The sequence below is a fragment of the Aeribacillus sp. FSL W8-0870 genome, from assembly GCF_037963755.1.
GTDB lineage: Bacteria > Bacillota > Bacilli > Bacillales > Aeribacillaceae > Aeribacillus > Aeribacillus composti.
The window spans coordinates 1,269,211-1,294,314 of record NZ_CP150165.1; the positions used below are offsets into that span (position 1 = coordinate 1,269,211).

General features: G+C 37.3%; 20 protein-coding genes, 1 tRNA gene and 2 pseudogenes. 16 read left to right on the forward strand and 7 right to left on the reverse strand.

Annotated features, from left to right (window positions below):
• Window positions 1–170: 170 nt before the first annotated feature.
• A tRNA-Val gene (locus NSU02_RS06180) sits at window positions 171–243 on the reverse strand.
• 460 nt (window positions 244–703) lie between these two features.
• On the opposite strand from NSU02_RS06180, the gene moaA reads away from it, so the two are divergent.
• The 13 genes from moaA to NSU02_RS06245 all read left to right on the forward strand — a co-directional run bounded on the left by moaA (window position 704) and on the right by NSU02_RS06245 (window position 16,779).
• Entirely contained in the window at window positions 704–1,723 is a 1,020-nt protein-coding gene (moaA, locus tag NSU02_RS06185) for a GTP 3',8-cyclase MoaA (protein ID WP_339194774.1), read from the forward strand.
• Window positions 1,724–1,871: 148 nt separating this feature from the next.
• The gene (locus tag NSU02_RS06190; RefSeq protein ID WP_063387533.1) at window positions 1,872–2,624 is read left to right on the forward strand and encodes a helix-turn-helix domain-containing protein; all 753 of its coding nucleotides are present in this window, start codon (window positions 1,872–1,874) and stop codon (window positions 2,622–2,624) included.
• Between the two features lie 11 nt (window positions 2,625–2,635).
• Complete coding sequence (locus NSU02_RS06195) at window positions 2,636–3,724, forward strand: XdhC/CoxI family protein (RefSeq protein WP_339194776.1); 1,089 nt, start codon at window positions 2,636–2,638, stop codon at window positions 3,722–3,724.
• Window positions 3,725–4,244: 520 nt separating this feature from the next.
• Window positions 4,245–6,662 carry a xanthine dehydrogenase family protein molybdopterin-binding subunit gene (locus tag NSU02_RS06200; RefSeq protein WP_339194778.1) on the forward strand — a complete coding sequence of 806 codons (2,418 nt, stop codon included), beginning with the start codon at window positions 4,245–4,247 and terminating at the stop codon, window positions 6,660–6,662.
• Window positions 6,659–7,114 carry a carbon monoxide dehydrogenase subunit G gene (locus NSU02_RS06205; protein ID WP_063387537.1) on the forward strand — a complete coding sequence of 152 codons (456 nt, stop codon included), beginning with the start codon at window positions 6,659–6,661 and terminating at the stop codon, window positions 7,112–7,114. Before NSU02_RS06200 ends, NSU02_RS06205 begins: the two co-directional genes overlap by 4 nt.
• 586 nt (window positions 7,115–7,700) lie before the next feature.
• Window positions 7,701–8,588 carry a xanthine dehydrogenase family protein subunit M gene (locus NSU02_RS06210; RefSeq protein WP_339194780.1) on the forward strand — a complete coding sequence of 296 codons (888 nt, stop codon included), beginning with the start codon at window positions 7,701–7,703 and terminating at the stop codon, window positions 8,586–8,588.
• Window positions 8,575–9,066 (forward strand): (2Fe-2S)-binding protein, encoded by a 492-nt coding sequence (locus NSU02_RS06215; RefSeq protein ID WP_063387539.1) that lies wholly within the window; start codon window positions 8,575–8,577, stop codon window positions 9,064–9,066. The genes NSU02_RS06210 and NSU02_RS06215 overlap by 14 nt, the downstream gene beginning before the upstream one ends.
• A 7-nt stretch (window positions 9,067–9,073) precedes the next feature.
• The gene (locus tag NSU02_RS06220) at window positions 9,074–10,633 is read left to right on the forward strand and encodes an AMP-binding protein (protein WP_339194782.1); all 1,560 of its coding nucleotides are present in this window, start codon (window positions 9,074–9,076) and stop codon (window positions 10,631–10,633) included.
• 30 nt (window positions 10,634–10,663) lie between these two features.
• Window positions 10,664–11,452 (forward strand): enoyl-CoA hydratase-related protein, encoded by a 789-nt coding sequence (locus NSU02_RS06225; protein WP_063387541.1) that lies wholly within the window; start codon window positions 10,664–10,666, stop codon window positions 11,450–11,452.
• Between the two features lie 92 nt (window positions 11,453–11,544).
• Window positions 11,545–12,882 carry an MFS transporter gene (locus NSU02_RS06230; RefSeq protein ID WP_082830280.1) on the forward strand — a complete coding sequence of 446 codons (1,338 nt, stop codon included), beginning with the start codon at window positions 11,545–11,547 and terminating at the stop codon, window positions 12,880–12,882.
• A 970-nt stretch (window positions 12,883–13,852) separates the two neighbouring features.
• Complete coding sequence (locus tag NSU02_RS06235) at window positions 13,853–14,104, forward strand: hypothetical protein (RefSeq protein WP_117017505.1); 252 nt, start codon at window positions 13,853–13,855, stop codon at window positions 14,102–14,104.
• 684 nt (window positions 14,105–14,788) lie between these two features.
• The gene (locus NSU02_RS06240) at window positions 14,789–15,166 is read left to right on the forward strand and encodes a hypothetical protein (protein WP_339194785.1); all 378 of its coding nucleotides are present in this window, start codon (window positions 14,789–14,791) and stop codon (window positions 15,164–15,166) included.
• A 1,037-nt stretch (window positions 15,167–16,203) separates the two neighbouring features.
• Entirely contained in the window at window positions 16,204–16,779 is a 576-nt protein-coding gene (locus tag NSU02_RS06245; protein WP_186439287.1) for an HXXEE domain-containing protein, read from the forward strand.
• Window positions 16,780–17,051: 272 nt separating this feature from the next.
• Here NSU02_RS06245 and NSU02_RS06250 read toward each other — a convergent pair.
• Window positions 17,052–17,645 (reverse strand): annotated as a pseudogene (locus NSU02_RS06250) (multicopper oxidase domain-containing protein); the annotation flags it as partial.
• A 187-nt stretch (window positions 17,646–17,832) separates the two neighbouring features.
• On the opposite strand from NSU02_RS06250, the gene NSU02_RS06255 reads away from it, so the two are divergent.
• Entirely contained in the window at window positions 17,833–19,014 is a 1,182-nt protein-coding gene (locus NSU02_RS06255) for an IS701 family transposase (RefSeq protein ID WP_063388773.1), read from the forward strand.
• A gap of 161 nt (window positions 19,015–19,175) precedes the next feature.
• Here the strand turns inward: NSU02_RS06255 and NSU02_RS06260 are convergent.
• A pseudogene (locus NSU02_RS06260) lies at window positions 19,176–20,046 on the reverse strand (C39 family peptidase).
• A 331-nt stretch (window positions 20,047–20,377) separates the two neighbouring features.
• Here NSU02_RS06260 and asnB point away from each other — a divergent pair.
• Window positions 20,378–22,279 (forward strand): asparagine synthase (glutamine-hydrolyzing), encoded by a 1,902-nt coding sequence (asnB, locus tag NSU02_RS06265; RefSeq protein ID WP_339194787.1) that lies wholly within the window; start codon window positions 20,378–20,380, stop codon window positions 22,277–22,279.
• Between the two features lie 421 nt (window positions 22,280–22,700).
• On the forward strand, window positions 22,701–22,925 hold the full coding sequence (locus tag NSU02_RS06270) for a hypothetical protein (protein ID WP_339194789.1): 225 nt from the start codon (window positions 22,701–22,703) through the stop codon (window positions 22,923–22,925).
• Window positions 22,926–23,016: 91 nt separating this feature from the next.
• Here the strand turns inward: NSU02_RS06270 and NSU02_RS06275 are convergent, their stop codons facing one another.
• The 4 genes from NSU02_RS06275 to NSU02_RS06290 all read right to left on the reverse strand — a co-directional run bounded on the left by NSU02_RS06275 (window position 23,017) and on the right by NSU02_RS06290 (window position 25,099).
• Window positions 23,017–23,262, reverse strand: coding sequence for a DNA-binding protein (locus NSU02_RS06275; protein ID WP_117017593.1), 246 nt, complete (start codon window positions 23,260–23,262; stop codon window positions 23,017–23,019).
• A 90-nt stretch (window positions 23,263–23,352) separates the two neighbouring features.
• Window positions 23,353–23,655 (reverse strand): contact-dependent growth inhibition system immunity protein, encoded by a 303-nt coding sequence (locus NSU02_RS06280; protein ID WP_063389303.1) that lies wholly within the window; start codon window positions 23,653–23,655, stop codon window positions 23,353–23,355.
• Window positions 23,656–24,271: 616 nt separating this feature from the next.
• On the reverse strand, window positions 24,272–24,733 hold the full coding sequence (locus tag NSU02_RS06285) for an Imm30 family immunity protein (protein WP_011886783.1): 462 nt from the start codon (window positions 24,731–24,733) through the stop codon (window positions 24,272–24,274).
• Window positions 24,734–24,817: 84 nt separating this feature from the next.
• Complete coding sequence (locus NSU02_RS06290) at window positions 24,818–25,099, reverse strand: hypothetical protein (protein ID WP_094245393.1); 282 nt, start codon at window positions 25,097–25,099, stop codon at window positions 24,818–24,820.
• Window positions 25,100–25,104 lie beyond the last annotated feature (5 nt).

Genomic DNA, 25,104 nt, shown 5'->3' on the forward strand with positions numbered 1-25,104 from the left:
TAAAAGGCGTAAACAAAATTTACATTTAAAAAAAATTACAAGTTAAATAGTCTGTTGAATAAACCTGATATTTTAATGTTTCGCCGTTAAAAAGTCAGTAAAAAAGAAGAGAAAAAGAAAACGCGATTCTTGTATTTCACAAGAACCACGTCTACTAAGGTTTTTAATGATGATTCCGACTGGGCTCGAACCAGCGACCTCCACCCTGTCAAGGTGGCGCTCTCCCTGCTGAGCTACGGAATCATATTAACAAAACAGATGAATTTCTAATGCGTTTTTTTGACAATACCTATTGTAATGTTGTTATAAAAATATGTCAAGCCTCAATATGCAAGTTTTTTTACTTGCTGTAGTTTTTAATCATTGATAAGCTCTTTCTGGTCTTAGAATCTAAATTGATAAAAGGAAGTGCTTTTAATAGAAGCACAAATGTTGAGAATTATAAATTATGCGAAACGACCAACCGGATTACCGGGCGGTTTTTGTTTCTGATTGACGACAAAGTGTAACAGTAGTTATTTTTTCGTTTTATCTAAATAATCTGTAAGGAGTCCTCTTTGTTATACAAAATTTTATAGGAAAGAAAAAGGAGTGTCCTTTTGCCTTTCATGCAATATTTTTGAAATCGTTTTAATAATTTGATAGGATAACATTTATAATATCGATCATTTTTGAAAATCCTTATAAAGGAATGTGATAAAAAATGAAAAAAGACCAAGTCTTGGATCAGAGGCACCGCCCTTTGCGCGATTTGCGTATTTCTGTAACCGACCGATGCAATTTCCGGTGCACGTATTGTATGCCGAAAGAGATATTCGGAGATGATTATCAATTCCTTCCGAAGGATCACTTGTTGACGTTTGAAGAAATTGTCGAGCTCACGAAAATTTTTGTTGAGCTTGGCGTGAAGAAAATTAAGCTGACGGGAGGCGAACCGCTTCTTCGAAAGGATGTATATAAACTAATTGCCATGCTTTCAAAAATTGAAGGAATTCATGATATTGGTTTGACAACAAACGGCGTGTATTTAAAAAAGTATGGCTCAAAATTGTATGAAGCAGGTCTTCGCCGATTGAACATCAGCCTTGATGCAATTGATGACGATACGTTTCGCCGTCTAAATGGCCGAGATGTATCAGCAAAAACGGTCTTGGCAAATATTGATTATGCTGTATCGATCGGTTTTTCGGTTAAAGTAAATATGGTTGTACAAAAAGGAGTAAATGATCACCAAATTTTGCCGATGACGGAATATTTTAAAAACAAGGGGATTCCATTAAGATTTATTGAATTTATGGATGTAGGCAATACAAACGGCTGGAATATGAAAGATGTCTTGATAAAAAAAGATATTGTAAAGATGATTAGTTCTGTTTATTCCATTGAACCAATTGATGAAAACTACTTTGGAGAGGTAGCCAAGAGATATCGTCATCAAGACACAGGTTCAGAAATCGGATTTATTACATCAGTATCAGAACCATTTTGTTCAAGCTGTACGAGGGCGCGTATTTCATCAGACGGAAAGCTGTACACTTGTTTATATGCCCACGAAGGATTTGATTTACGGGATTTCATTCGTTCAGGAAAAAGTCCAGAAGAAATCAAAATGGCTATTGAACGTGTTTGGCAAACTCGTAAAGATCAATATTCTGTTGAACGTACAGAAAACAAAGGTATGTTGAACAAAAATAAAATTGAGATGTCATATATAGGAGGATAAACAATCGGCGTTTGGTGATGAAATGCTGATTGTTTTTTTTATTTTTTTTAGAAAATTCAAAAGAGAAAAAATCAAAATTGAAATCGCAAAATTTTTAAACCATTAAAATACATTTTTATCTAATATATAGAAACAAGGAGGGGAGCAATTGGCTGATGTATTAATTGTTGATAATGATAAATCTGCTCGGAAGGATTTAAAGTCAATTATTGAAGATAGTAAATTCAGCTTTCTTTCCATTTATGAAGCAAGTACATCTCAACGAGGTATGATCCTTTTAAAGCAAAATCGACCGACTATACTCATTGTGGATATCTCCTTGCCAGATATAGACGGTATCAAATTAGGGAGATCAGCGTTGCAACTGTATCCAGATTTGCCCGTGATTGTTGTGACTCAGTTAAAAATGTTCGAGTTTGTTCAGGAAGCGATCAACTCAGGTTTTTCAGCTTATTTGTTGAAACCGCTTTCCAAAAATGAACTACTTGATACATTTGAGCGGATTTTGCCCCAAGGATTAAATAAAGAAATTAATCAAACCATCAATGGTAAAAGTCATTTTTCCTCTGACTTAAAAAATCCGATCGAAAGTGCCATTCAGTTTATTCAAATGAATTATGGCTATGCTCTTACTCTAAAAGAAGTGGCAAATCAAGTATATTTAAGTCCATCTTATTTCAGCCGATTGTTTAAAGAAGAAGTTGGTATGACATTTGTGGAATATTTATCGTTTGTTAGAGTTCAAAAAGCTAAAACGCTGCTTAGAGTTTCGAGTCTTCCGATTGAAATTATCGCTAACAATACCGGTTTTTCAAATGCAAGCTATTTTGCAACCGCTTTTAAAAAATTGGTTGGGAAGACGCCAAGAGAGTATCGGGAGCAGTTTCATTTTAAAGAATAGGAGGTGAAGTCGTGATTACGATTAAAAAGGAATTGGAACGCTGCAAAAAGGAAGGGTTATCAGGTGTTATTGGAACCATTATTTCTACAAAAGGATCTACCTACCAAAAGACAGGGGCAAAATGCTTCGTATCAGAAGATCGAAAGATAACAGGTCTTTTAAGCGGAGGCTGCGTCGAAGCAGATATTGTAGAACATGCTGTAAAAGTGCTCGAAACGGGTAAGCCGGCAGTTCTCCACTATGATTTTTACGGAGAAGAGGATATTGTTTGGGGACTTGGTGTCGGCTGTAATGGGAAAATGAACATATTTTTACAACCATATCTGCCAAAAAAGCAGCCTGAAAGGACAGAAGTGATTGATCAATATTTTTCTCAATCCCTCCAAAAACAATTACACGCTGTCACGATCGTGAATGCGAAAGATGAAAATCTTCAAGGAAAAATGTGGATCCTAGACCCTTTGCAAAGTAATGACGACTCACTTATTACCGTTTCTGAAATTGCTCATGATTATCAAGATCGGAAAAACAATTTAAAAAATGAAATGGTTTATTTAGGTGGTGAAAAAGAATTGTACGTATATTATGAATCATTAAGTCCACCACCACACTTAAAGATTTTTGGCGCAGGTCCTGATGCCATTCCGCTTGTCAAAATGGCGAAAAGCTTGAAATGGATTGTGACTGTTCTTGACCATCGTCCTACTCATTGCAATGAAAATAATTTTCCTGATGCTGATTTTATCCAAGTTTATCCTAAAGGGTCTGTTCCTGACGTTTCGTTTAATGAAAACACATATGTCATTATAATGACACACAATTTTTTACACGATCAAGAAATATTAGAATCCATCATTCATTCAAATGCGGCTTACATTGGTCTATTAGGTCCGAAAAAAAGAACTGCCCAATTAATTGAAAGCAGCCAAACTCTGAAGGCTCATCCTTCTATTCAGCAAATTCATAGTCCTATCGGTCTTGATATTGGAGCGAAAACACCGGAAGAAATTGCCTTTAGTATTTTGGCTGAAATTATGACGGTGTACAGAGGCGGAACAGGAAAGAAATTATCAGAGCTGGCGGCAATGGCTTATTCCTAAAAAAGATACATCAGTCATAAAGGTGAAAAAACATATTTTGTTGAGTGATATCAGCTGCAGGTTTTTCAAAGCGGATGGTCAAACACAATCTATTAATACCATCTATTGGAAATGTATTGACCAAAATACCGTGGATGAAAGTAAAAAATCTCAGTTAAGCGGTATTGTTGCTGACTTAACTCAGAACTGAAGTTTCTATGAAATAAGTAAACCGATTGGTTTTAGGAGATATTACCAATCAAGGCTGATTACATTGCTAAAAATAAGATTAAAAAATGCATCTGACAAGACTGACACCGTTGTTGCGTTATTGTGCCGTGATTCAATGCTATGAAAGAAATGGGAACCTGTTTATTGTTCAAGCAAAATATCGAATTAAAAAGGTCATCCAGTTCTTTAAAGGGATGAGCCAAAAGGGCAAAAATTCGTAATGATATTTGTTTTGCTGCGATTGCAATATCCTCAAGTTGTTGAGTCACCACAAAATTATGAGAGATTTCTTCGGAAGGAGGTAAGTTAAATGAGTAAAGTGATTGGGAAAAGAGTGACGCGTGTTGAAGATGCTAGATTATTGACTGGTCAGGGAAAATATATTGATGACATCGGTACCCCGCCGAATACTGGTCATGTGGCCATTTTAAGGAGCCCTTATCCGCATGCCAAAATTGTGTCTATCGATTATTCGGAAGCCTTAGAAATTCCTGGAGTAAAGGGTGTTGTAACAGGTAAGGATGTACATCCTCTATTAAATCCTTTTAGTGTTGGCGTCAGTGCTCCAGTACACTATTATCCAATTGCTATTGATAAAGTTCGTTTTGTAGGTGAGCCAGTAGCAGTTGTCGTGGCCAAAAACCGTTATATTGCGGAGGATGCGTTAGAAAAAATTAAGGTGAAATATGAAAATCTTGAACCAATTGTAGATATTGAACGTGCAATAGAAGATGGAGCACCTATTTTACATGAAAATGTTGGTTCAAATATCGCTAATCATCGAACTTTTCATTATGGAGATGTAGAGAAGGCTTTTGAGCAGGCTGACAAAATCATCAAGCATCGTTTTCATTTTCCGAAATATTCTGCAACACCAGTTGAAACATATGGTATTGTCGCCCAATACGATCATAGCTCTGATAGTTATACAGTTCACGCGAACTTTCATGGGCCGTTTGTACTTCATTCGATTATGGCAGGTGCATTAAAAATTCCAAGCAATCGGTTGCGGATTATTATACCAAAAGATATTGGCGGCAGTTATGGAATTAAGGCAGGAATATTCCCGTATATCGTTCTTTGTTCCGTTGTAAGCCGTCTCGTAGGCTGTCCAGTGAAATGGATCGAGGACCGGCAGGAGCATTTAGCAGCTAGTTCAAGCTGTACGGATCGAGTCACATATATTGAAGCAGCAGTAAAAAATGACGGAAAAATACTCGGATTAAAAATGAAAATGATTGACAATGTTGGTGCATATATCCGGGCACCAGAGCCGGCATGTCTGTACCGGAATCATGCTAACACAACCGGTGCCTATGATATTCCCAACTTAATGATTGATGCGTATGCCGTTATGACGAATAAATTGCCAACAGGGCTTATACGCGGATATGGGGGACAAGAAACGTATTTCCCTCTTGAACGGATCATGCAAATCATTTCAGATGAATTAAAATTAGAGCCAGCTGAAGTGATCAGACGGAATTTAATTAAAAAAGAACAATTTCCATACAGAACGGCATCTGGTGGAGTGTATGACAGCGGCGACTATGAAAAAGCATTTGACCTGCTATTAAAAATCGGTAAATATGATGAATTCAGAAAAAAACAAGCTGAAGCACGCAAGAGGGGAAAGCTTCTTGGTGTTGGACTCGCTGTGATCGTTGAACCATCCGGTTCGAATATGGGATACATTACGATCGCCTTAACTCCAGAGGAAAGAAAAGCAGGATTGCCGAAATCTGGTTGTTCAGAAGCGGCGACGATTTCGATGGATCCTATGGGAAATGTGAATGTGCGCATTAGTACAACACCGTCCGGACAAGGGCATGAAACGGTCGCTAGCCAAATCGTATCGGAAATTCTCGGAATTCCGCATGACAAAATTAATGTTGTAGCTGAACTTGATACAGCAACAAGTGCATGGTCCATTGCTTCTGGAAGCTATTCCAGCCGGTTTGCGTCACTCGGATCAAGTGCAGTGTACTACGCAGCACATAAGGTAAAAAATAAGCTTATCAAAATTGCTGCACATTTTTTAAAAGCGAAGGAAGAAGATTTAACAATTGAAAAAGGCAACATTGTTTCCAAAACCGATCCATCTAAATCTATTTCTATAAAAAGGGTTGTTGGATCAGCCCATTGGAATCCGCTTTCTTTACCAGAAGGGATGGAGCCTGGAATTTATGAAACAGCCTATTATACAGCCCAGGCTGAACCGCCGGATGATCAGGATTTAATTAATTCATCGGTTACGTATGGATTTGTTGCAGATTTAGTGACAGTTGAAATTGATCCAGAGACGGGTGACATTCACATTCTTGATTATTTCACGGTTCACGATGCAGGAAAACTATTAAATCCGCTTATTGTCGATGGACAAATATTGGGAGGCCTAGTCCATGGGCTTGGCGGCGCCATGTATGAAGAACTCGTCTACGATGAAAAAGGTCAGTTTTTAACTGGATCGTTTATGGATTATTTATGTCCAACAGCGCCTGAAGTACCAAATGTAACGATCAAACATATCGAGACCCCGTCACCACTTACACCATTAGGCGCTAAAGGTCTTGGAGAAGGAAATACAATGAGTGCACCTGTTGTCATTGCAAATGCAGTAAATGATGCGTTGAAGCCATATGGTGTGACGATTGATTCATTACCAGTAACACCAAATAAAGTATGGAACATTTTGAATCAGTCTAAAAAACAGGAGGTTTCATCATGAACGGAAAAGGGAGCGTAACATTAAATGCAGGAATTGAAAAAGCATGGGAAGTGCTGCTGGACCCAGAGGCATTAAAAAATTGCATTATGGGCTGTAAAAAATTAGAGCCTGTCAATGAAAACAAATATGAAGCGGAAGTATCTATTGGAATTGCTGCTGTGAAAGGAAAATATGAATCAACCATTGAAATTGCTGATGTTCAAAAACCGAACCATTATAAGCTCGTTGTAAAAGGGGAAGGCGGACCAGGAAGTGTTGAAGCAGCAGGAGTTGTTGATCTTGTTCCAATTGACGATAACAAGACGGAATTGAACTATACGTATGAAGCGGAAGTTGGCGGAAAAGTGGCAATGGTTGGGCAAAGAATGCTAAATGGTGTAGCTAAATTAATCATTCAGGACTTCTTTAAAAAGTTTAATAAAGAACTAGCGAAAAGCGAACAATCTATTTAAATAGAGAAAATACAAGTCAAGCACAAAAATCAAAGGAATTGGAAATTCCAAATCCTTTGAACTGCTAGATCATACTGTGAGTGGACGAAATGAAAAGGTCGATTGAGTCTTCTGCACTGATAAGAAAATCTGGCTGCCTTTTGAATGGAGTTTGCTACATTTAGCATCTTTAAAGCGATTTTTGCCCTTTTCCTGAAAATAACCCCTTTCATGTAAGGATCTGTGGAAAGGACTATTCGGGATGTCCCCAGTCCACTTGTTGATCAATCACGAGAACTTGCTCTAATCCATGCTGTCTGGAAGCTGTCACATTCAGCATTGGTGGCAAGAGGGAACAAGATTGCGGGTTAGAAGTTCGAACAAGAGCTGGAGAAACAGACTTTATAAGTAGTCATAGCTGATGGATTTCTCCCAATGATCCTTAATACTACTATCTAGGGGCATCACGAAAAGTCTACCCCTAAAATGGAACTTTTTCAGATAGTGCCAGTTAGCAACACTATCTGAAAAAGTTATCAAAGAGTCTAACTGGAAAATGCCTCTCTCTAAAGAGGATTCTAAAAATACTAAACGAGGAGGGGAGTATATGAAACCCGTAAAATTTGATTATTATTCCCCGAAAACAGTTGATGAAGCTTTAACACTTTTAGAAGAAGCAGGATTTGACGGGAAAATCATTGCCGGTGGTCAAAGTCTTGTACCAATAATGAACATGAGACTATCATCGCCAGAATGTTTAATTGACATTAATCAGCTTCATGATTTGCAATTTATTGAGTTTGATAGTGACAAAGTTAAAATTGGTGCGTTAACGAGGCAGGCGGAAGTTGAAAGATCAGATGTAGTTCAGAAGCATTTAGGGCTTCTAAGTGAAGCGGTTCCCTTTATTGGGCACGTTCAAACGAGAAATCGGGGAACATTTGGAGGAAGTCTTGTTCATGCTGACCCAACAGCTGAAATTCCTCTTTCATTGATGGCGCTCGGAGGGACACTTCATATTGCTTCTAAAGAAGAGGTGCGAGAAGTAAACGTCGAGGATTTCTTTATTACTTATTTAACAACTGACATAATGCCAAATGAGATGCTGACGGAAATTCACATTCCTATAGAACAAGAAAGAAATGGATATTCATTTTATGAAATTTCTCGTCGTCACGGTGATTTTGCACTCGTTGCCTCTGCTTGTCAATTAACGATTGATCATTTAGATCGCATTACAAATGTAAGACTTGTATTAGGCGGTGTTGAAGCAACGCCATTGTTAATAGTAGGGGCAAACGAATGGATGAAAGGAGAGGTTTTATCTGACTCCCTTCTCCAAAAAGTCGAGGATATAGTGGATGAAATGGTAGATCCAGAGTCAGATATACACGCAACTGCTGAATATAGAAGACATCTTGCGAAAAAATTGGCAGTGCGTACGGTGAAATCAGCCTACGAACGAGCGAGGGGTGAAGCCAATGAGCGTTCATGAAATTGAAGTGACGATCAACGGGAAAAAGTATAAAGAACAAGTTGAGTCAAGATTGCTGTTAAGTGATTTTTTACGAGAAACGTGCGGTCTCACTGGCACGCATGTCGGCTGTGAACATGGTGTGTGCGGTGCTTGCACGATCCATTTAAATGGTTCAGCTGTTCGAAGCTGCCTCATATTTGCGGTTCAAGTGGATGGGCAGGAGATCACAACAGTAGAAGGTTTGGGAGAAGACGGTCAATTAACTCCATTACAAAAAAATTTCATTGAATGTCACGGCCTTCAGTGCGGGTTCTGTACACCTGGAATCTTAATGTCAGCAACTGACTATTTACAAAAAAATCCGAATCCTTCCGTTCAAGAAATAAAAGAAATGCTATCAGGACATTTATGCCGATGCACGGGTTATGTTGGAATTATAGAAGCAATTCAAAAAACAGTTGAAGAAAATAGTAATCATGCTCGGGTGGAAAGGTGATGATGATATGAACCTTTTAACTCTTTTTGAATTTGCTGTTGAGCGTCATCCAAATCGACTTGCTGTTGTAGAAGGAGACAGAAGGTATACGTACCGGCAATATCATAACGAAGTGGAAAAAGTCGCTGCTTCACTTCAAAAAATCGGCATTAAACAGCATGACCGCGTTATGATCCTTTTAAAAAATCGTCTTGAAAACACAGTGATTTATTGGGCTCTGCAAAAAATTGGAGCCGTTTACACTCCAATTAATTTTCGCCTTTCGGTGAAAGAAGTTGAGTATTGTGTCAATGATGCTGAGGCTGCTGCTGTCATATACGAAATCGTAAGCCAGGAATCCGTTTTGAAAGCAAATCTTCAGCAAAAGCCAATACTGATTGGTCTTGGCGAAGTGGAAGGTGCTGATATCTACTATAATGAACTTGTTGAAAGAAGTCCTGGCAGCTTGGAAAAGCCAACGATAGATGATAACGATATCGCTCTTATGCTTTATACGTCCGGAACAACAGGAAAACCGAAAGGAGTTCCACGAACGCACAAAAATGAATATAGTGCAGCGCTAGCCCATATTATCCAAAACCAATATCAAGACGGGGAAAGTACATTAGGGACAATGCCGCTTTATCATACGATGGGAATGCGCTCCCTTCTATCTATTATGTTTTTAAATGGAAAATATGTTATTCTGCCTGATTTTGATGCAAAGGAAGCGTTGGAATTAATAGAACGTGAAGAAATTACATGCCTTTACTTAGTACCTACGTTATATCACGATATGTTAAATCACGCTGAATTTCCTAATTACGATTTGTCTAAGTTGAAAAAAATCGGTTATGCGGGCGCTTCCATGACAACAGCTTTAACGGAAAAATGTATTGAAATGTTAAAGCCTGAAGTGTTTGTGAACCATTATGGCAGCACTGAAATTTATACATTTACGATCAATCCAAATGTGATGGAAAAGCCAGGATGTGCTGGTAAGCCAGGCTTTCATCAAAATATCCGCATTGTTAAGGCAGATCCTGATGGCCATGCAACTCCAGAGGATGTGGTGGAAAAAGGAGAACTGGGAGAAATTATTGCCAATATTGAATCACCAGAAAGCTTTAAAGGCTACTGGAATAGACCGGATGCAACAAAAAAAGCCATTCGGGATGGATGGTATTTTACTGGAGACCTTGGCAAATTAGATGAGGATGGAGATTTATATGTCGTCGGACGTGTCGATGATATGATTATTTCCGGCGGAGAAAATATACATCCTCTTGAAGTAGAAGATGTTTTAGCCAAGCATCCGAAAGTGCATGAAGTTGCTGTAATTGGTGAAGAAGATGAGCGCTGGGGCCAAGTTGTTTCTGCCTATGTCGTACCAAAAGATCCGTCACTTACCATACAGGAACTTGACGATTATTGTAAAAATAATACAAAACTTTCAAACTTTAAACGTCCAAGAAAATATGTATTTATTCAAGAAGTACCGAAAAGCGCTGTTGGGAAAATTCTCCGTCGTAAACTCAAAACGGGAGAATTTGAACTATATATAAATGAAAGTGAAAAAATCGTTTAATTTTTTCAAAAAAGAAAGGGGAACCAAAACATGGAAGCAGTAAAACAATATGATCACATTCGAGTTGAAAAAAATCCGGAAAAAAAGACGGCAACAATTGTTTTCGACCGTCCAGAAAAAATGAATTATATTAGCATGCTAGCTCGCTCACAATTTCCAGAAATTTTTGATGAGTTAAATAAAGACGATGATGTTCGCGTCATTATTATTAAAGGTGAAGGAGATAAGGCATTTAGTGCAGGAGGGAATATCCCTGAATTTTTGGAAGTGCATCAAGAAGAATTATCACATCTTGCTGTAAACGTTGCAGCACCAGAACGTTCTCCAAAGCCTGTCATTGCTCAGCTTCAAGGCTATACGTTTGGAGTCGGTTTTGAAATTGCTATGGCATGTGATTTTCGAATTGCAGCAGACGACACATTATTAGCACTGCCTGAGATGAATCTTGGTATGATTCCGGGAAGCGGCGGAACACAAAGGGTGGCTAAAGCAGTAGGATTAACTCGCGCAAAAGACATGATTATGCGTGCAAGAAGAATTCCTGCTGAGGAAGCGTATCAATGGGGCCTTATCACAAAGGTTGTTCCAAAGGAAGAACTAGAAAGCGCTGTCGATTCACTCGTTGAAGAGCTTGTAAACTTCTCTCCGCTTGCATTAAAAGTATGTAAACAAGTGCTCAATGCAGCCGATGAAACACCGCTTAGTGCAGGAATTGAAATAGAAGGAAAAGCCTATGGATTGCTTCGCACTACAGAAGATTTCAAAGAAGGCGTCGAAGCATTCGTCGAAAAAAGAAAGCCGAATTTTAAAGGCAAATAAGACGGAAACTTCGGGAAACGGCGAGCTAGCCGTTTCCTGAAGTTAAAATTTACTGAAAATTAAAAATTTTTCCAAAAGAAAGGTGGAGCAGTATGAATGGTAATATGGAGACAACCGTTCAGCAAACTTCAGCATTGGAAGCATCGACTAGTAGAAAGCAAATGATAATAGCCGTTATGGCGTCTCTGTTGGGTTGGTCGTTGGATTTGTATGATCTCTTTATTCTTCTCTATGTTGCACCTGAGTTAGGAAAGTTGTTTTTCCCGACAGATAAACCGACACTTTCGTTGGCCGCTGTGTATGCTTCTTTTGCAGTTACACTATTTTTGCGTCCTCTCGGCTCAGCGCTTTTTGGTGCCTATGCTGATCGCCATGGGAGGAAGCGAGCAATGGTTGTGGCCGTGTCTGGTGTAGGGATTTCTACCGCCCTGTTTGGAGCGTTGCCAACAGTGCTTCAAATCGGTGCCGCTGCATCAATCATCTTTATTATTCTTCGTTTAATCCAAGGTGTATTTGTCGGAGGAGTTGTTGCCTCCACTCATACAATTGGGACGGAATCCGTACCGGAGAAATGGCGCGGCTTGATGTCCGGCCTTGTCGGCGGGGGCGGTGCTGCTCTTGGTGCATTGCTGGCCTCCATTGTATATTTTGTTTTGTCAAATATTTTTTCTGGGCCGGAATTCAGCGAATGGGGCTGGCGCTTTATGTTCTTTACCGGCATATTGAGCTCTGTTCTCGGACTGTTCGTATTCAAGAAGCTTGAGGAGTCACCGTTATGGGTGCAGCATAAGAAGGAGCAAGAAACGAAACCGGAACATCAGCAGTCTCCGGTGAAAACGGTATTCACTAAATATTTGTCAGTTTTATTAATTAATTTAATGATTGTAATCGGCGGCGGCTCAGCCTATTACCTAACTTGCGGGTATTTGCCTACCTTTTTAAAAGTAATTAATAATATCCCGCAGACCGAATCCTCAATTATTCTTATGGTAAGCAGTATTTCTGCACTGGTTGCTGCTGTTGTTCTCGGTCATTTGAGCACTATTATAGGTAGAAAGAAAACATTCATTTTACTAGGCATCGTAAATCTGTTTGCTCTTCCGTATTTGTATACAGAATTGGCACACGCTCAAAATCTGACAATGATTACGCTCTTTGCAATGGGGTTGTCGTTTTTAGGGAATGGCTCATATGCTCCCGTGCTGATCTTTTTAAATGAACGTTTTCCTACATCTATTCGTTCGACGGGTACTGGACTGTCCTGGAATATGGGATTTGCTGTAGGCGGGATGATGCCGACTTTGGTAACAGTGGTCAGCGGTCAAACGTCGAATATTCCATCGTCCTTGGGGTATTTCTTTATTGCTCTCTTCATTTTGTATCTGTTGGGCAGCTTCATCATACCAGAAACAAAAGGGAATTTTAAATAAACAGCGAATCAATCGGAAGTCAACAAAGCTTACGAAAACAGCCTTTAAAAACAACAAACAGGATAGGAAAAAGATCTGTTTTGAACAAGCCTATCGTACGATTGCTTTGAGACCTCCTTCTTAAAAATGTTCAAAAAGAAGGAGGTTAATTGATTTTATCCATAAATATTTCTCTACTTTATCATATTTTTCATGTTCCGAACTTATTCATTGTAACGCGAAACATATCGATCCCATTATTTTTAAATTCAGCTTAACAGTAAAGTCCGCGTTTAAATCCTAATTATTTTGTTCGAACTTTCGATAATATTTGCTTAATCCTTCTTTTTAACAAATCCTTTTGACTCATAAAAAATATCTTTTTCATGCTATTATTACTCTTTTCACCTAAAGATCGGCATTGATCATTCTTGATTATTTGCAATATTCCTTTTTTTCATCTTAATACATACACTTATTATTTATTATATGCCGATAATAAGTGTAATTTCTGCCTTTATTTTCATACATAATATCCAAACATTTCACTCATGAAAACATGATACACCCCATGGATTTGTAATAGGTTACAACAGTGTAAAATAAAAGCTATTCTCTAAAAGATTGTTGTTATCAATCATAGAAAATATATATCATATGGTAAAATAAAGTAAAAAGGGGTAGTTTCAATGGGATTGCCAAAATGTTGTAAATGTAACCATCCATTTAGTTGGAGAAACATATTTCGTGCTTCGTTCAAATTTAGTCAAGAAATAAAGTGCCCTAAGTGTGGAACAAAAATGTATCCAACAATGAAATCAAGACAAAAAATGGGTATAGCAACTTTTGTACCATTGGTCATATCTTTTGCATTACAGGTATTTGGGCTTCCATTCAAGTTTACTATGTTGATATTTTTGTTGTTGTCAGTTTTGGGTATGATATTGCTGCCATTTTTATATTCGTTTGTCGATCATGAGGAGCCCCTTTGGTGAAAAAGGACGTATTGTTAAAGCTGATGATAAAAGGGTTTTTGCGTAATCTTGATGATAGGGAGGAGTTTTATGGAGAATATTTGTGTGTAAAGTTTTTAGCTTCTCATCTTAATTCAATAATCCCGATTTTTCATCAAAAGGACGTCAGAACCGGTACCCCCGTATCGCCTGAAAAAAAATCCCCGCATATAACTATAGTGTCAATGAGAGAAGCTGTCGTTTACGACTACGAGAAGAGAGATATATGAAAGAGGAATGAATATTTTCTAATAATATAAGGAAATTGAGGATCGAAAACAGTTCAGAAATCTATTCAATCTCTCAACTGCTCCTTCGAAATTAATGAGAAAGTAGGTTGGATCTATTTAAGCGATGCCTTTCAAAAACGAAAGAGGGTTTTTCCAAAATTTCTATTTTTATTATTGAGGAAGACGAAAAGACATTCGGACTGTTATCGAGGACATCGTTTGATCTCTACCGATTAGTAAGAGCAAAAAAGGGATAGAAACGCAAAGTACGTTATGAGAAAAATCTCTACTCAACATCTTCTGAACTTGCGCAAAAAGAAGTATGGTTAAAGATTACAAATAATCATTGATTGTATTAAATGATCAATAAACGAAACATCGTTGTTAAATTATGAAACGCAACAAAAGACAATCATTCGAAAACCGAAAATGGAAAAATCAGCGAAAATTATTCTGAAATAATGTGATAGATTCTTAATAGATCAACAAAAAGTATCTATAACCGCTCTTCGAATGTAGAGAGTGTCGAACTTTCTCCATTTGAGCGAAACATTGCTTAAAGTGTTTTTAAACATCATACTCCAATTACCATGTGAATACATGAAAGTTGATGCGATTGATATCGAAATGACCGCAATATGGTATAATAATAATTATATTTATAATGAAGAAAGGAGCATACCGATGGCTGAAATTACAAATGAAATGATTTTGCAAGCGATTAAAGAACTGGCTGAGCAGCTAAAAAACCATTCAGAAGAAACGAATAACCGGTTTGAACAAATTGACCAACGGTTTGCACAAATTGACCAACGGTTTGAGCAAATTGATCGGCGGTTTGAACAAATTGACCAACGATTTGAACAAACCGATCAGCAGTTTGAACAAACGAAGCAGCAATTGGTCGAAATCAATGAGCGGCTCGACCAAGTTGAACAAAAGATCGAGGAGATGGACAAACAGCTCACTGATGTAGCAAACGGTCAAAAAATTCTTGTGGAAGAGTTGTTTGAAAATAAGAAAGAAATCAAGCGAGTCAAAAATATTTTAAACATATATTAACCGCATTGATCTATTAAGCGTTTTTTTTGGACAAAACCGTTAGATAAAAACAAAATGATGTCTGAAATTAGCTTTTCGCCTCCCTGTTTTCTTCAAAATAATGTCCAAACTTCTTCGCCGTTTTCTATTTAGCTTTATTCGTTCCTATTATTATCCAATTAATACTATCCCCGTTTTTAACACATAATCCCCGGAATAGGATCTGGCTTGTGCTGTCTACAGTGTGAGAAAAAAGACGCAACAAAGGATAAGTCCCATTCAAAAAACAGCAGCTGTCTCATCGGTTTAACGGCCATTGCGGCAGCCTCGTTATGCTTTCACCTTATTGATTAATTTTTATTATAAATGCAATAATTTTTTCTATCAGCGAAAGCAAAGACTGACATTAGTTTTAAGCGCCTCAGGCTTTTTACTTTCGGTACTTTCCATTCTTCACTGTTCGAAAACCTATTTACAACAAAGCAAATTTTTCCTATAATTATAACTAACTAATTAGTTAGTTATAAAAAAGGGGGTTCTTGTTGCTGTAAAAAAAGGCGAGGCGAGTAAGAGAAAGTTATTTCTATGCCAGAAGAGCTTTTTACGAAAAAAGGGTTTTCAAAGTACCAAAAGAAGCGAATTTGTTGCAAACGAAAGCTTAACACAAGCTGCGTTTCAAAAGTAAGGAAGATATCTTTCAACAAATATTTCAAAATTTTGATCAACAGTTAATAAAACTAAGGGATGTTGGAAAAATCTGTTGAACTATCGCTATCGGATGTCAAAATTTTTGTAACCAACATGTTTATCAAATTATTTACTTTTTTAGGAAAAAACAAATCAGACAAGGAGACAGTGATCAGATTCGAAAAAGATTGATTTGTTCAATAACAAGCGATTCGGAATTGTAAAAGAAAAAATTGACACAGGTGGCAGCAGAGTCCATCGCTGCTATTATAGAACGATTGGTACATCGATATTTATTAACAGGAGAAAAAGTAAAGTAGGACAGATGTTTTTGGGCGGAATTCAAAATCGTTCGAAAAGCGGTGATTGAAATGGTATTAGAATGGTTGGATTCTCAACTTCATTTGATTAGCGTGCTTTGGTTATTTCCCATTTTGTTTATGTTTCATGATTTCGAAGAGATTCTTACGGTGGAGAAGTGGACCAAACAGAACAAAGAACAAGTTCTTGCGGTTTTACCTAAATCAATACGAAAATATTTTTATAGCAGCTTTCAGATGACAACTGTTCAATTTGCGAACGATGTATTTTGGATTTTCCTTACCATTACAACAGCAACATGTTTAGCCGTCATTTTCTCTTTTTACTATATTTTTTTAATGTTACTGTTTATCTTTTTTGCCCATGTGTTCACACATTTAGGGCAAGCACTCTACCTAAGAAAATACACTCCTGGTGTAATCACTTCCATCATTCTAGTGTTGCCCTATTCTTCATATACCTACTATCGATTGCTGAAAGAACAAGTCATAAGCGGAACAGATATATTGTGGAGTACTATTGGAGCTTTTATCATCGTGCCAATATTATTTCTGTTTCTGGTGTATGAAAGAAATAAAGCTACAAAAAAAGTTGAGGAAGATGGTGCCGACAAGAATTTTTTGTAATGTAAGATAGATTTGAAGTTACACGATTAACTGTAGGCGGGTAACTTTCATATAAATATACCCCAAAATGTGCAGAGTATTTTATCGAAAAACTTAAGAAAGATCAAATTAATACAATTGTTGTACAGGAAATCGAACAGGAATCCGAACCAAAAGTTCGGAAGGAAAAACGGACAGAACGCAAGAAATGGAAAAAAAACTTTAAAACTGATTCAAGAAAATTTTTCACCTCGACTAGCCCAATACAAGGAACAGGATGAAATCTTTGGCGACACAAGTGTATAATCTCGATCTACTTTTTCCTCGTTCTTAGGTTCTACGATTAATGTACCGTATAATCCCTTGTCCACTTGTTTCGCGCTTTCTTGATGGGAATGATACCAATACGTTCCTGGTACAGTAGTTGTAAATTCATACGTAAAGGTTTCGCCCGGTTTGACTGCATCCATTGTGATCCCCGGAATTCCGTCCTTACTATTTGGAACAGGGTAGCCATGCCAATGAATCGTAACCTGTTCCGGTAATTCATTTTTCAAATTGATTTTAACAGTCTCCCCCTGTTTAATACTCATTTGCGCTCCGGGAACCGATCCATCGTACGTGTAGACCGGAAGTTTTACTTTATCATTTATTTGTAATAATGCTTCCTTAGCAGTAAGATTAATTTCTTTACCGGATAAAACTTCTGTATTTGTTACCAAAGGCAGTTGCTCATTGACTTCAGAGGTTTTGGATGTTTTTTCCTCATTTTTATTCATGTTTGACATATCGTGTCCTTGCATAGAACTGTGCGAAGCGTTATTTGAGCAGGCTGCACTAATCGCAACGACTCCCGCTAAAATGGTTCCAAACAATAATTTTTTCATGTATTTTCCTCCATAAACTTTCATCATAAAAAATAAATGTGCAAAATTTATGGAGAAAGAGTTATATACTGTAGATGAGCAAATTCACTAACATAAATTTACATCCGAACAAAAAAGGAGACATGAACCCGATTCCTTGATTAGAATAGATGTGTCACCAAACCATTCTCAAGGAGGTTCATGTCTCATGAATAGACTACCACATCACCAAGGAATCGACAAGTTTTTCGCAATGTTGGGGCTGGCCCTTTATTTCTCTAAGCCGGTCATGAAGCATCTCGTTCATATTATCGATGCGCTGACAACGAAAGGATTTGTGGGAACCTTGACCGATCTGCATCATGAGAGCTTTCATCCCAACCATCGAACGACACTGAGCCATTTTTTCACGAAAAGCCCTTGGGATGAAGAAATCTTGCTTCGCAAACTCCAGCAGTGGATGCTTCGTCATGTGGAACGAACGGCCAAGCGAAAGAATCACCCCATTTTTGTTTCGATCGATGATACGATCTGCCGAAAAACGAAGCCTTCGTCACAGGCGAAACACGCTATTGAAGGGTGTAATTGGCATTATTCTCACGCGGACAAAAAGTCGATTTGGGGACACTCTCTCGTCTGGCTCATGGTTCATACGATGACGCAAGCCTTTCCCTTTGCGTTTCGCCTCTACGACAAGGCGGATGGGAAAAGCAAGGGTCAATGGGCCATCGAGATGCTTTCTTCTTTGGATGTGCACGGTTCTGTTTATGTGCTGATGGATTCTTGGTACCCATCGAAAACACTCGTGGAAGCCTGCCTGAAAAAAGGATTCCACGTCATTGCGATGCTCAAGACGAATCGGGTTCTTTATCCAAAAGGCATCGCCATCCAAGCCAAACAGTTTGCCCGCTATATCGAACCGAACGACACCCATCTCGTCACGGTGGGAGAAGAGCGTTATCGCGTGTATCGCTACGAGGGAGCGCTGAAAGGTCTCGATGATGCCGTTGTGTTGTTGGCTTGGAAAGCCGATCAGCCGATGACACCTGAACATCTTCACTGCGTCTTGAGCACCGACCGGGAGCTAAGCGATGAAGAGATCTTGCGCTACTATGCCCAGCGTTGGTCGATCGAATGCTTTTTTCGACAAGCGAAAGACCAGCTGAAGCTCGATGGGTACCGCGTTCGTCAACGTCGGGCGGTGAAACGGTATTGGATCTTGGTGCAACTCGCTTATGTGTACAGTATGGTCGAATCCAACAGCGATTTCTCTACCGGGCTTGACTTCCTTCGAAAGAAGAAAGGACATAGCCTCGTGGAGTTTATTTACGATGCAGCGAAACAAGATATTCCCATTGATGTCGTTAAAAAACAGCTTCATGTGGCATAAGGGGTACTCCGTTTGTCTCTTTTTACATGGTAATTATTGTAATGAAAATTGCTCAACTACAGTTATATAAATAATTTTCCACAAAGTAATTTAGAGAAAATAATTATTCGATGTTAATGGAGGATATGAAACAAAAAAGACAAACCACTATCTATAACCGGTTAATTGTGGTTATAGGTAATAGCTTGTTTGCCCATTTGTATCCAAGCGTTTATAAATTCAGACTTAGGTGCTTTTTTATTTTTCGTACCTGTCAACGGGTCATTAAAATAAATATATTGCTCATCATATCCGGTGATTAACACGGAATGCTCCCGGTATGTAATTTTTAAAGGACCTTGCGGGGTCTGCCATTCAATAAATTCAGAAGGAGGAAGTACACGAAAGGTTGTGTTAGTAATAACCCAAACTAGAGTACCTTTAGACAAATATTTATATATTTCTTCAAATGACTGTCCTGTTAAATCAATGATTTGGTTAGGTAAATAACTCTCGGCTAATTCTTTTATAGGTTTATGATAGACACCGTATCCCGGTTTCTTTTTTGTATACATGTCACCAACAAACCCTTCATTTGGATGTCCATAAAATACTTTTCCATTATGTATTCGATAAGGAGTTGGGTTTTTCTTTATTTGCTTCGCTAGTGTCATCTTGTCTACTTTTGATTCCCGCGTGATTCAAAAGCATTGCCAGACTTGTTACCTCGCACCCCCTTGGTAGTTCTGGAAGTTGCGAGAGAAGGGGGGCATCAATGAGAGCTGATTTAACCGGGACTTGTTCTTTTGAATTAGATGACGAATTTCTCTCTTCAACTTTATTTTTATATGATGTTTTCTGTACTTGATTTTTTATAGCATCGATCATATTTTAAGAATTTACATAATGGACAAATAGAGTTAAAAACAATAGGAAAAAAGCGGTATAGAACCCTATAGCTAGTTTATATAACTTTTCATTGGTTGGCTTTCGTAAAAGAAAAATAGAAAGTGAAACAATCATAAAGGCTAAAAAAAGTATAATCCCTAACATGACAGCTGCACCCCTTTGTTAAACTTGCTGTTTTTATATTATCAACTAAGTATGCAGAAACAATGGAGGTGATTCTTATCATGTAATTATGTAACAATTTCGAAAAAATCCATAATTTTTCCACATTTTATTGTTATAATATATTAAAGGAATGAAAATATCGCAAGCAGGTTTCAGGAGGAATAATTAAAGTTCATTATAGGAACCTATAGATGGTATAAAAATAGAGTTTGTTACATTTAAATAAGATCAAAATATTATATTTTGCTAACCCAAGTCTTGATACAATCTATAAAATTTAAATTTGATAAAGTGAGGGAATAGCAATATCATGTGCGGTTTTATTGGTTGTAGTATTCATGATCATCCAAGAATCATTGATGAAAAATGGAAAGAAACGTTTCAAGAAATGAATGATATCATTACTCATCGCGGTCCTGATGATGGTGGTTATTTTTTTGATGAATATGTGAATTTTGGATTTCGACGTTTGAGTATTATCGATCTTGAGACAGGGCACCAGCCATTGTCCTATGAAAATGAACGATATTGGATCATATTTAATGGGGAAATCTACAACTATGTGGAATTGCGAGAAGAATTGCTTGCAAAGGGGTATAAATTTACTACTCATTCCGATACAGAAGTCATTATTGCTCTTTATAGTGCTGAAAAAGAAAAAGCTGTAGAAAAGCTTCGAGGTATGTTTGCTTTCGTCATCTGGGACAAACAAGAGAAAACGATTTTTGCGGCACGTGACCCGTTTGGCATAAAACCATTTTTCTATATGGAACAGGGCGACCGTACGTTTTTTGCTTCCGAGAAGAAAAGTATTTTGCTCGCTCTTAAAAATGATTTATTAGACTATGATTCACTGCAGCATTATTTAACATTCCAATATGTACCTGAACCAATGATGATGTCAGATGGTATTAAAAAGTTAGAACCGGGTCATTATATTAAGAAAAAAATCGGTGAAAAATTAACCATTCATCGCTATTGGAAAGTCAAATTCCAACCTATCATCAAATCAGAAGATGAACTTGTCAAAGAAATTCGCAACGCGCTGTTCGATTCCGTGCAAGTGCATATGCGCAGCGATGTGCCGGTAGGTTCTTTTTTATCAGGAGGAATTGATTCATCCTTCATTGCAGCGATTGCGAAACAATTTAACCCTCATATCAAGACATTTTCTGTTGGCTTTGATCGGGAAGGATTCAGTGAAATTGATGTGGCAAAAGAAACAGCGGATAAGTTGGGCGTTGAGAATATTAGCTATGTCATTTCACCAGAGGAATATATGGAGGAATTGCCGAAAATTATGTGGCATATGGATGATCCACTTGCCGACCCTGCTGCAGTGCCGCTTTATTTTGTTGCCCGGGAAGCAAGAAAGCATGTAACGGTCGTTCTTTCCGGTGAGGGAGCAGACGAGCTGTTTGGGGGTTATAATATTTATCGTGAGCCGCAGTCATTGGAACTCTTTGAGCGAATGCCAAATGCAGTTAAATCAGCCTTGAGAGTGATTGCAGGAATACTCCCGGAAGGAATAAAAGGAAAAAGTTTTATTGAGCGTGGTACAACACCCATGGAAGAACGATATATCGGCAATGCGAAAATGTATAGCGAGGCAGAAAAACAAAAGCTGCTAAAAGGATATAAGAGGGGATTAGAATATACAAATATTACAGCTCCTTTTTATAGAGAAACAACCCATTATCCTCCTGTAAACCGGATGCAATATATTGATATTCATACATGGCTGCGTGGCGATATTTTATTAAAAGCGGACAAAATGACAATGGCCCATTCATTAGAATTGCGGGTTCCATTTTTAGATAAAGCAGTGTTTGAAGTAGCGGCAAAAATTCCTCCAGAGATGAAGACAGCAAATAATACGACGAAATACATTTTGCGCAGAGCAGCGGAGGGTATTGTGCCAGATCATGTTTTACATCGAAAAAAATTAGGGTTTCCCGTGCCAATACGTCATTGGTTGAAAAACGAAATGTATGACTGGTCGAAAAATATTATAAAAGAAAGTGCAACAGATCATTTATTTAATAAAAATCTATTGTACCGTTTACTAGACGAGCATTGTAGCGATAAGGCAGATCACAGCCGAAAAATTTGGACCGTTCTTATCTTTATGATTTGGCACCAAGTATATGTGGAAAAGAAATACGATTTTACAAATGTATATAAAAAAGACAAGCAGCTGCTATCAATCTAATTTGATTAATTTGTGATTTCCTGTCTTCTTATTTGCACCCAAGCTTCTAAAATTCAGCTTTTGGGTGCTCTTTTATTTTTCGTACCTGTCAACGGATTATTAAAATAAATATGTTAATCATCATCCCATCAAGGAATTACAAGATCAGATTATTACATGCAATCAATGAAATAATTAATAAATGAGTGATGAACCGTCAACTTAATAGATTGGCGGTATTTCTAAAGAAGAGGGATATTTTTTATTATTTCCTCTACATAAATTCTGCAAATTTATTTATTAAGATATATTTATCTAGTTATTAGAATCGTTATAATGCTCCCATAAGGTGAGACACATGAGCGTGATAAATAAGTTATAATGATACATGAAAAAAAGAAACCGATATACCGCAGAATTTAAAGCTAAGGTGGTTCTTGAGGTGTTGCGTGAAGAGCAAACCGTCAATGAAATAGCCGCCAAATATGAATTAAGCCCAGTCATGGTCAGTCGTTGGAAAGTAGAATTTCTAGAACTATCCTCGATGGTCTTTGAAAAAGGCTCAAGCGAAGTGGATAAAATCCGTAAAGAATATGACGCGGTTCTTGTGAAATACAAAAATCGCATTTTTCTTGTGCGTCCGGCATGGATCCATTCTATAGGGTGAGAGGCACGAACCATGAAGGCAGTTGTAGAGTTAGCTTTAAAATAGAAAAACCTTGAAAGGCTTGTAACCAATCAAGGTTATTTAACGCTTTTTAATTGCTATACTTGTTTATCCAATCTATAATGTCTTGTTCTACATGTAGATATTCATTTGGACTATCTTTTAAATCAATTCCGGAAACAATTTGTAAAAGTTCCCAAACAGTTTCTTCTGATATATTTGGCTCATCCTGCATGACATATTTTGAAGCCCAATCTGCTACTTCTTCTCGTGTTAGCTTTCCTTGTAAAATCATTTTTAATTTATTAATTATTTCTTCTTTTGTTGGTTGTTTCATTTTTTCACCACTTTCCAATATAATTCCCATTGCTAGAAAAAAACCTTGAAAGAGTTTTTACTCAATCAAGGTACTCAAGAATTTGTAGTTCTATTCTGCTTTTACAGCTTCTTTTAATTGTTCTACTACACTTTTTAGCCATTGAATTGGAGTTAGCTCAAGATCAGGAAAATATACTCCGTCTGCACAGTGTTGAATGTATTCATTCTTTTCATCATCCGAATACTCACTATTGATGAATTCTGTTAAAAATACAATAGCAGATTTAAGATATTCTTTACTTTCCTCTGTTAACAATTCTTGTAATGCCTCTTCAGGTGAATCTGCATCTTGATGAAAAGTCCCAGCCAAGAACTGAAAAACTGGATCTTCTGGATTATTTTTGACTAACAAGCATTTTTCCCTCCATTCCATTATTTGGTTGGATAACCAGTTAAAATAAAATTCCCTGCTTCATCCTTCTTTAATACTATGTTAGCATTCCCTCATCCTTAAACACACGTAAGAGAGTGTATCCTTGTGCCTTTAATTTCATCTTCTTGGTAGGCAAGGCTGATCCATCTTTGGCTTACCCTTGTGTGGAAACTCGGATATATCCAATCACATTCATGATACCTTCCCCCTCCGTTACGCAAATTCAGATTAACGTAACGCTTGTTAACAATGACGAGTATTATACGACCGTCTTTAGTGAAAATACAATACAAAAATAATTTGCCAGCTCTTATTGTCACAGTCAGTTAAAAGTTTATACCCTCTTTCTCGCCACGAGAAAGCTTTCTCTCGTGTTTTAAAGCGTACTCGAAGGGTATTAGTGGCGTTATCACTTTACCATGCATTGCAGCCAAACTCATAGTAGGCGGAACCATTATGAAGTCTGAATTAAAATGTTGGTAAAAACGATATATAAATTTTCTCGTAATTGCACTTTATTATTTGATACATCTGTTAGTTTTAAAATAAAAAAACTTGAAAGGCATAAAGCCAATCAAGGTTTTCATAATTGTTCTTAAATATTATCTAATACCTCATCTACTGACTCACCAAACAATTCTGGATCTTCTTTCTTTATATCTCCTAACAAATCTTTAATAATATTTCTTGTTTTGATGTCGATATTCTCCAAAACTTTTGCATAAATTGTACGTACATGGGGGTGATTTAATATTCTGTAATGTAAAATTTCTATCCATTCCCTCCCATAACTTATAACCGTTGGCACAGAAGTAGCAATTAGTTTTAACCCTTCCTCTATTTTATTCTTATATAAATGCTCAATAGTATGCACCAAGTTAAACATTACCTCATGGTGTTCAGTATTATCATCAAAAGCTAAAATTAAATCTTTAATAATTGATACCTCACCATATTCATATATATTTTTTAAAGCTTGCTCAAATTCTTCCACTTGTTTTTCTGTCTTAAGCAGACGGTTATCGTATACCTTTTTTATTTCCGACTTAATATCCAAAAATATTCCCTCCTTAGCTGTTAGATTTAAATTAGAAAAAACTTGAAAGGCTTGTAGCCAATCAAGGTTTTTGTTCTAAATCAGTTACCTCCATCTCCAATTTATTTCCCAGTCTTCATACACAGCCGGCAAATAAATTCCTCTTTTATATTGATGATCATTCACAATAAACCAATTTTCATCCTTCAGCCATTCTTCATTATATTCACTCTCTTTAAAATCGTTTTCTTCATCCATCAGAGCCTTAAAAAACTCTTTAAACTTTACTATATTTTGATTAGGTATAAGTTTACCATACATCCACATGCCTTCAGTGTTGATATCTTGTATTTCGCCTAGACATTCATCTTGGAAATATAAAAACATAATAT

Excerpts from the sequence above, each read along its gene's own strand:
- moaA (WP_339194774.1), top strand. The coding sequence starts at position 704 with ATGAAAAAAGACCAAGTCTTGGATCAGAGGCACCGCCCTTTGCGCGAT.
- NSU02_RS06200 (WP_339194778.1), top strand. The coding sequence starts at position 4,245 with ATGAGTAAAGTGATTGGGAAAAGAGTGACGCGTGTTGAAGATGCTAGA.
- NSU02_RS06205 (WP_063387537.1), top strand. The coding sequence starts at position 6,659 with ATGAACGGAAAAGGGAGCGTAACATTAAATGCAGGAATTGAAAAAGCA.
- NSU02_RS06210 (WP_339194780.1), top strand. The coding sequence starts at position 7,701 with ATGAAACCCGTAAAATTTGATTATTATTCCCCGAAAACAGTTGATGAA.
- NSU02_RS06215 (WP_063387539.1), top strand. The coding sequence starts at position 8,575 with ATGAGCGTTCATGAAATTGAAGTGACGATCAACGGGAAAAAGTATAAA.
- NSU02_RS06220 (WP_339194782.1), top strand. The coding sequence starts at position 9,074 with ATGAACCTTTTAACTCTTTTTGAATTTGCTGTTGAGCGTCATCCAAAT.
- NSU02_RS06225 (WP_063387541.1), top strand. The coding sequence starts at position 10,664 with ATGGAAGCAGTAAAACAATATGATCACATTCGAGTTGAAAAAAATCCG.
- NSU02_RS06230 (WP_082830280.1), top strand. The coding sequence starts at position 11,545 with ATGAATGGTAATATGGAGACAACCGTTCAGCAAACTTCAGCATTGGAA.
- NSU02_RS06240 (WP_339194785.1), top strand. The coding sequence starts at position 14,789 with ATGGCTGAAATTACAAATGAAATGATTTTGCAAGCGATTAAAGAACTG.
- NSU02_RS06245 (WP_186439287.1), top strand. The coding sequence starts at position 16,204 with ATGGTATTAGAATGGTTGGATTCTCAACTTCATTTGATTAGCGTGCTT.
- NSU02_RS06255 (WP_063388773.1), top strand. The coding sequence starts at position 17,833 with ATGAATAGACTACCACATCACCAAGGAATCGACAAGTTTTTCGCAATG.
- asnB (WP_339194787.1), top strand. The coding sequence starts at position 20,378 with ATGTGCGGTTTTATTGGTTGTAGTATTCATGATCATCCAAGAATCATT.
- NSU02_RS06275 (WP_117017593.1), bottom strand. The coding sequence starts at position 23,262 with ATGAAACAACCAACAAAAGAAGAAATAATTAATAAATTAAAAATGATT.
- NSU02_RS06290 (WP_094245393.1), bottom strand. The coding sequence starts at position 25,099 with ATGTTTTTATATTTCCAAGATGAATGTCTAGGCGAAATACAAGATATC.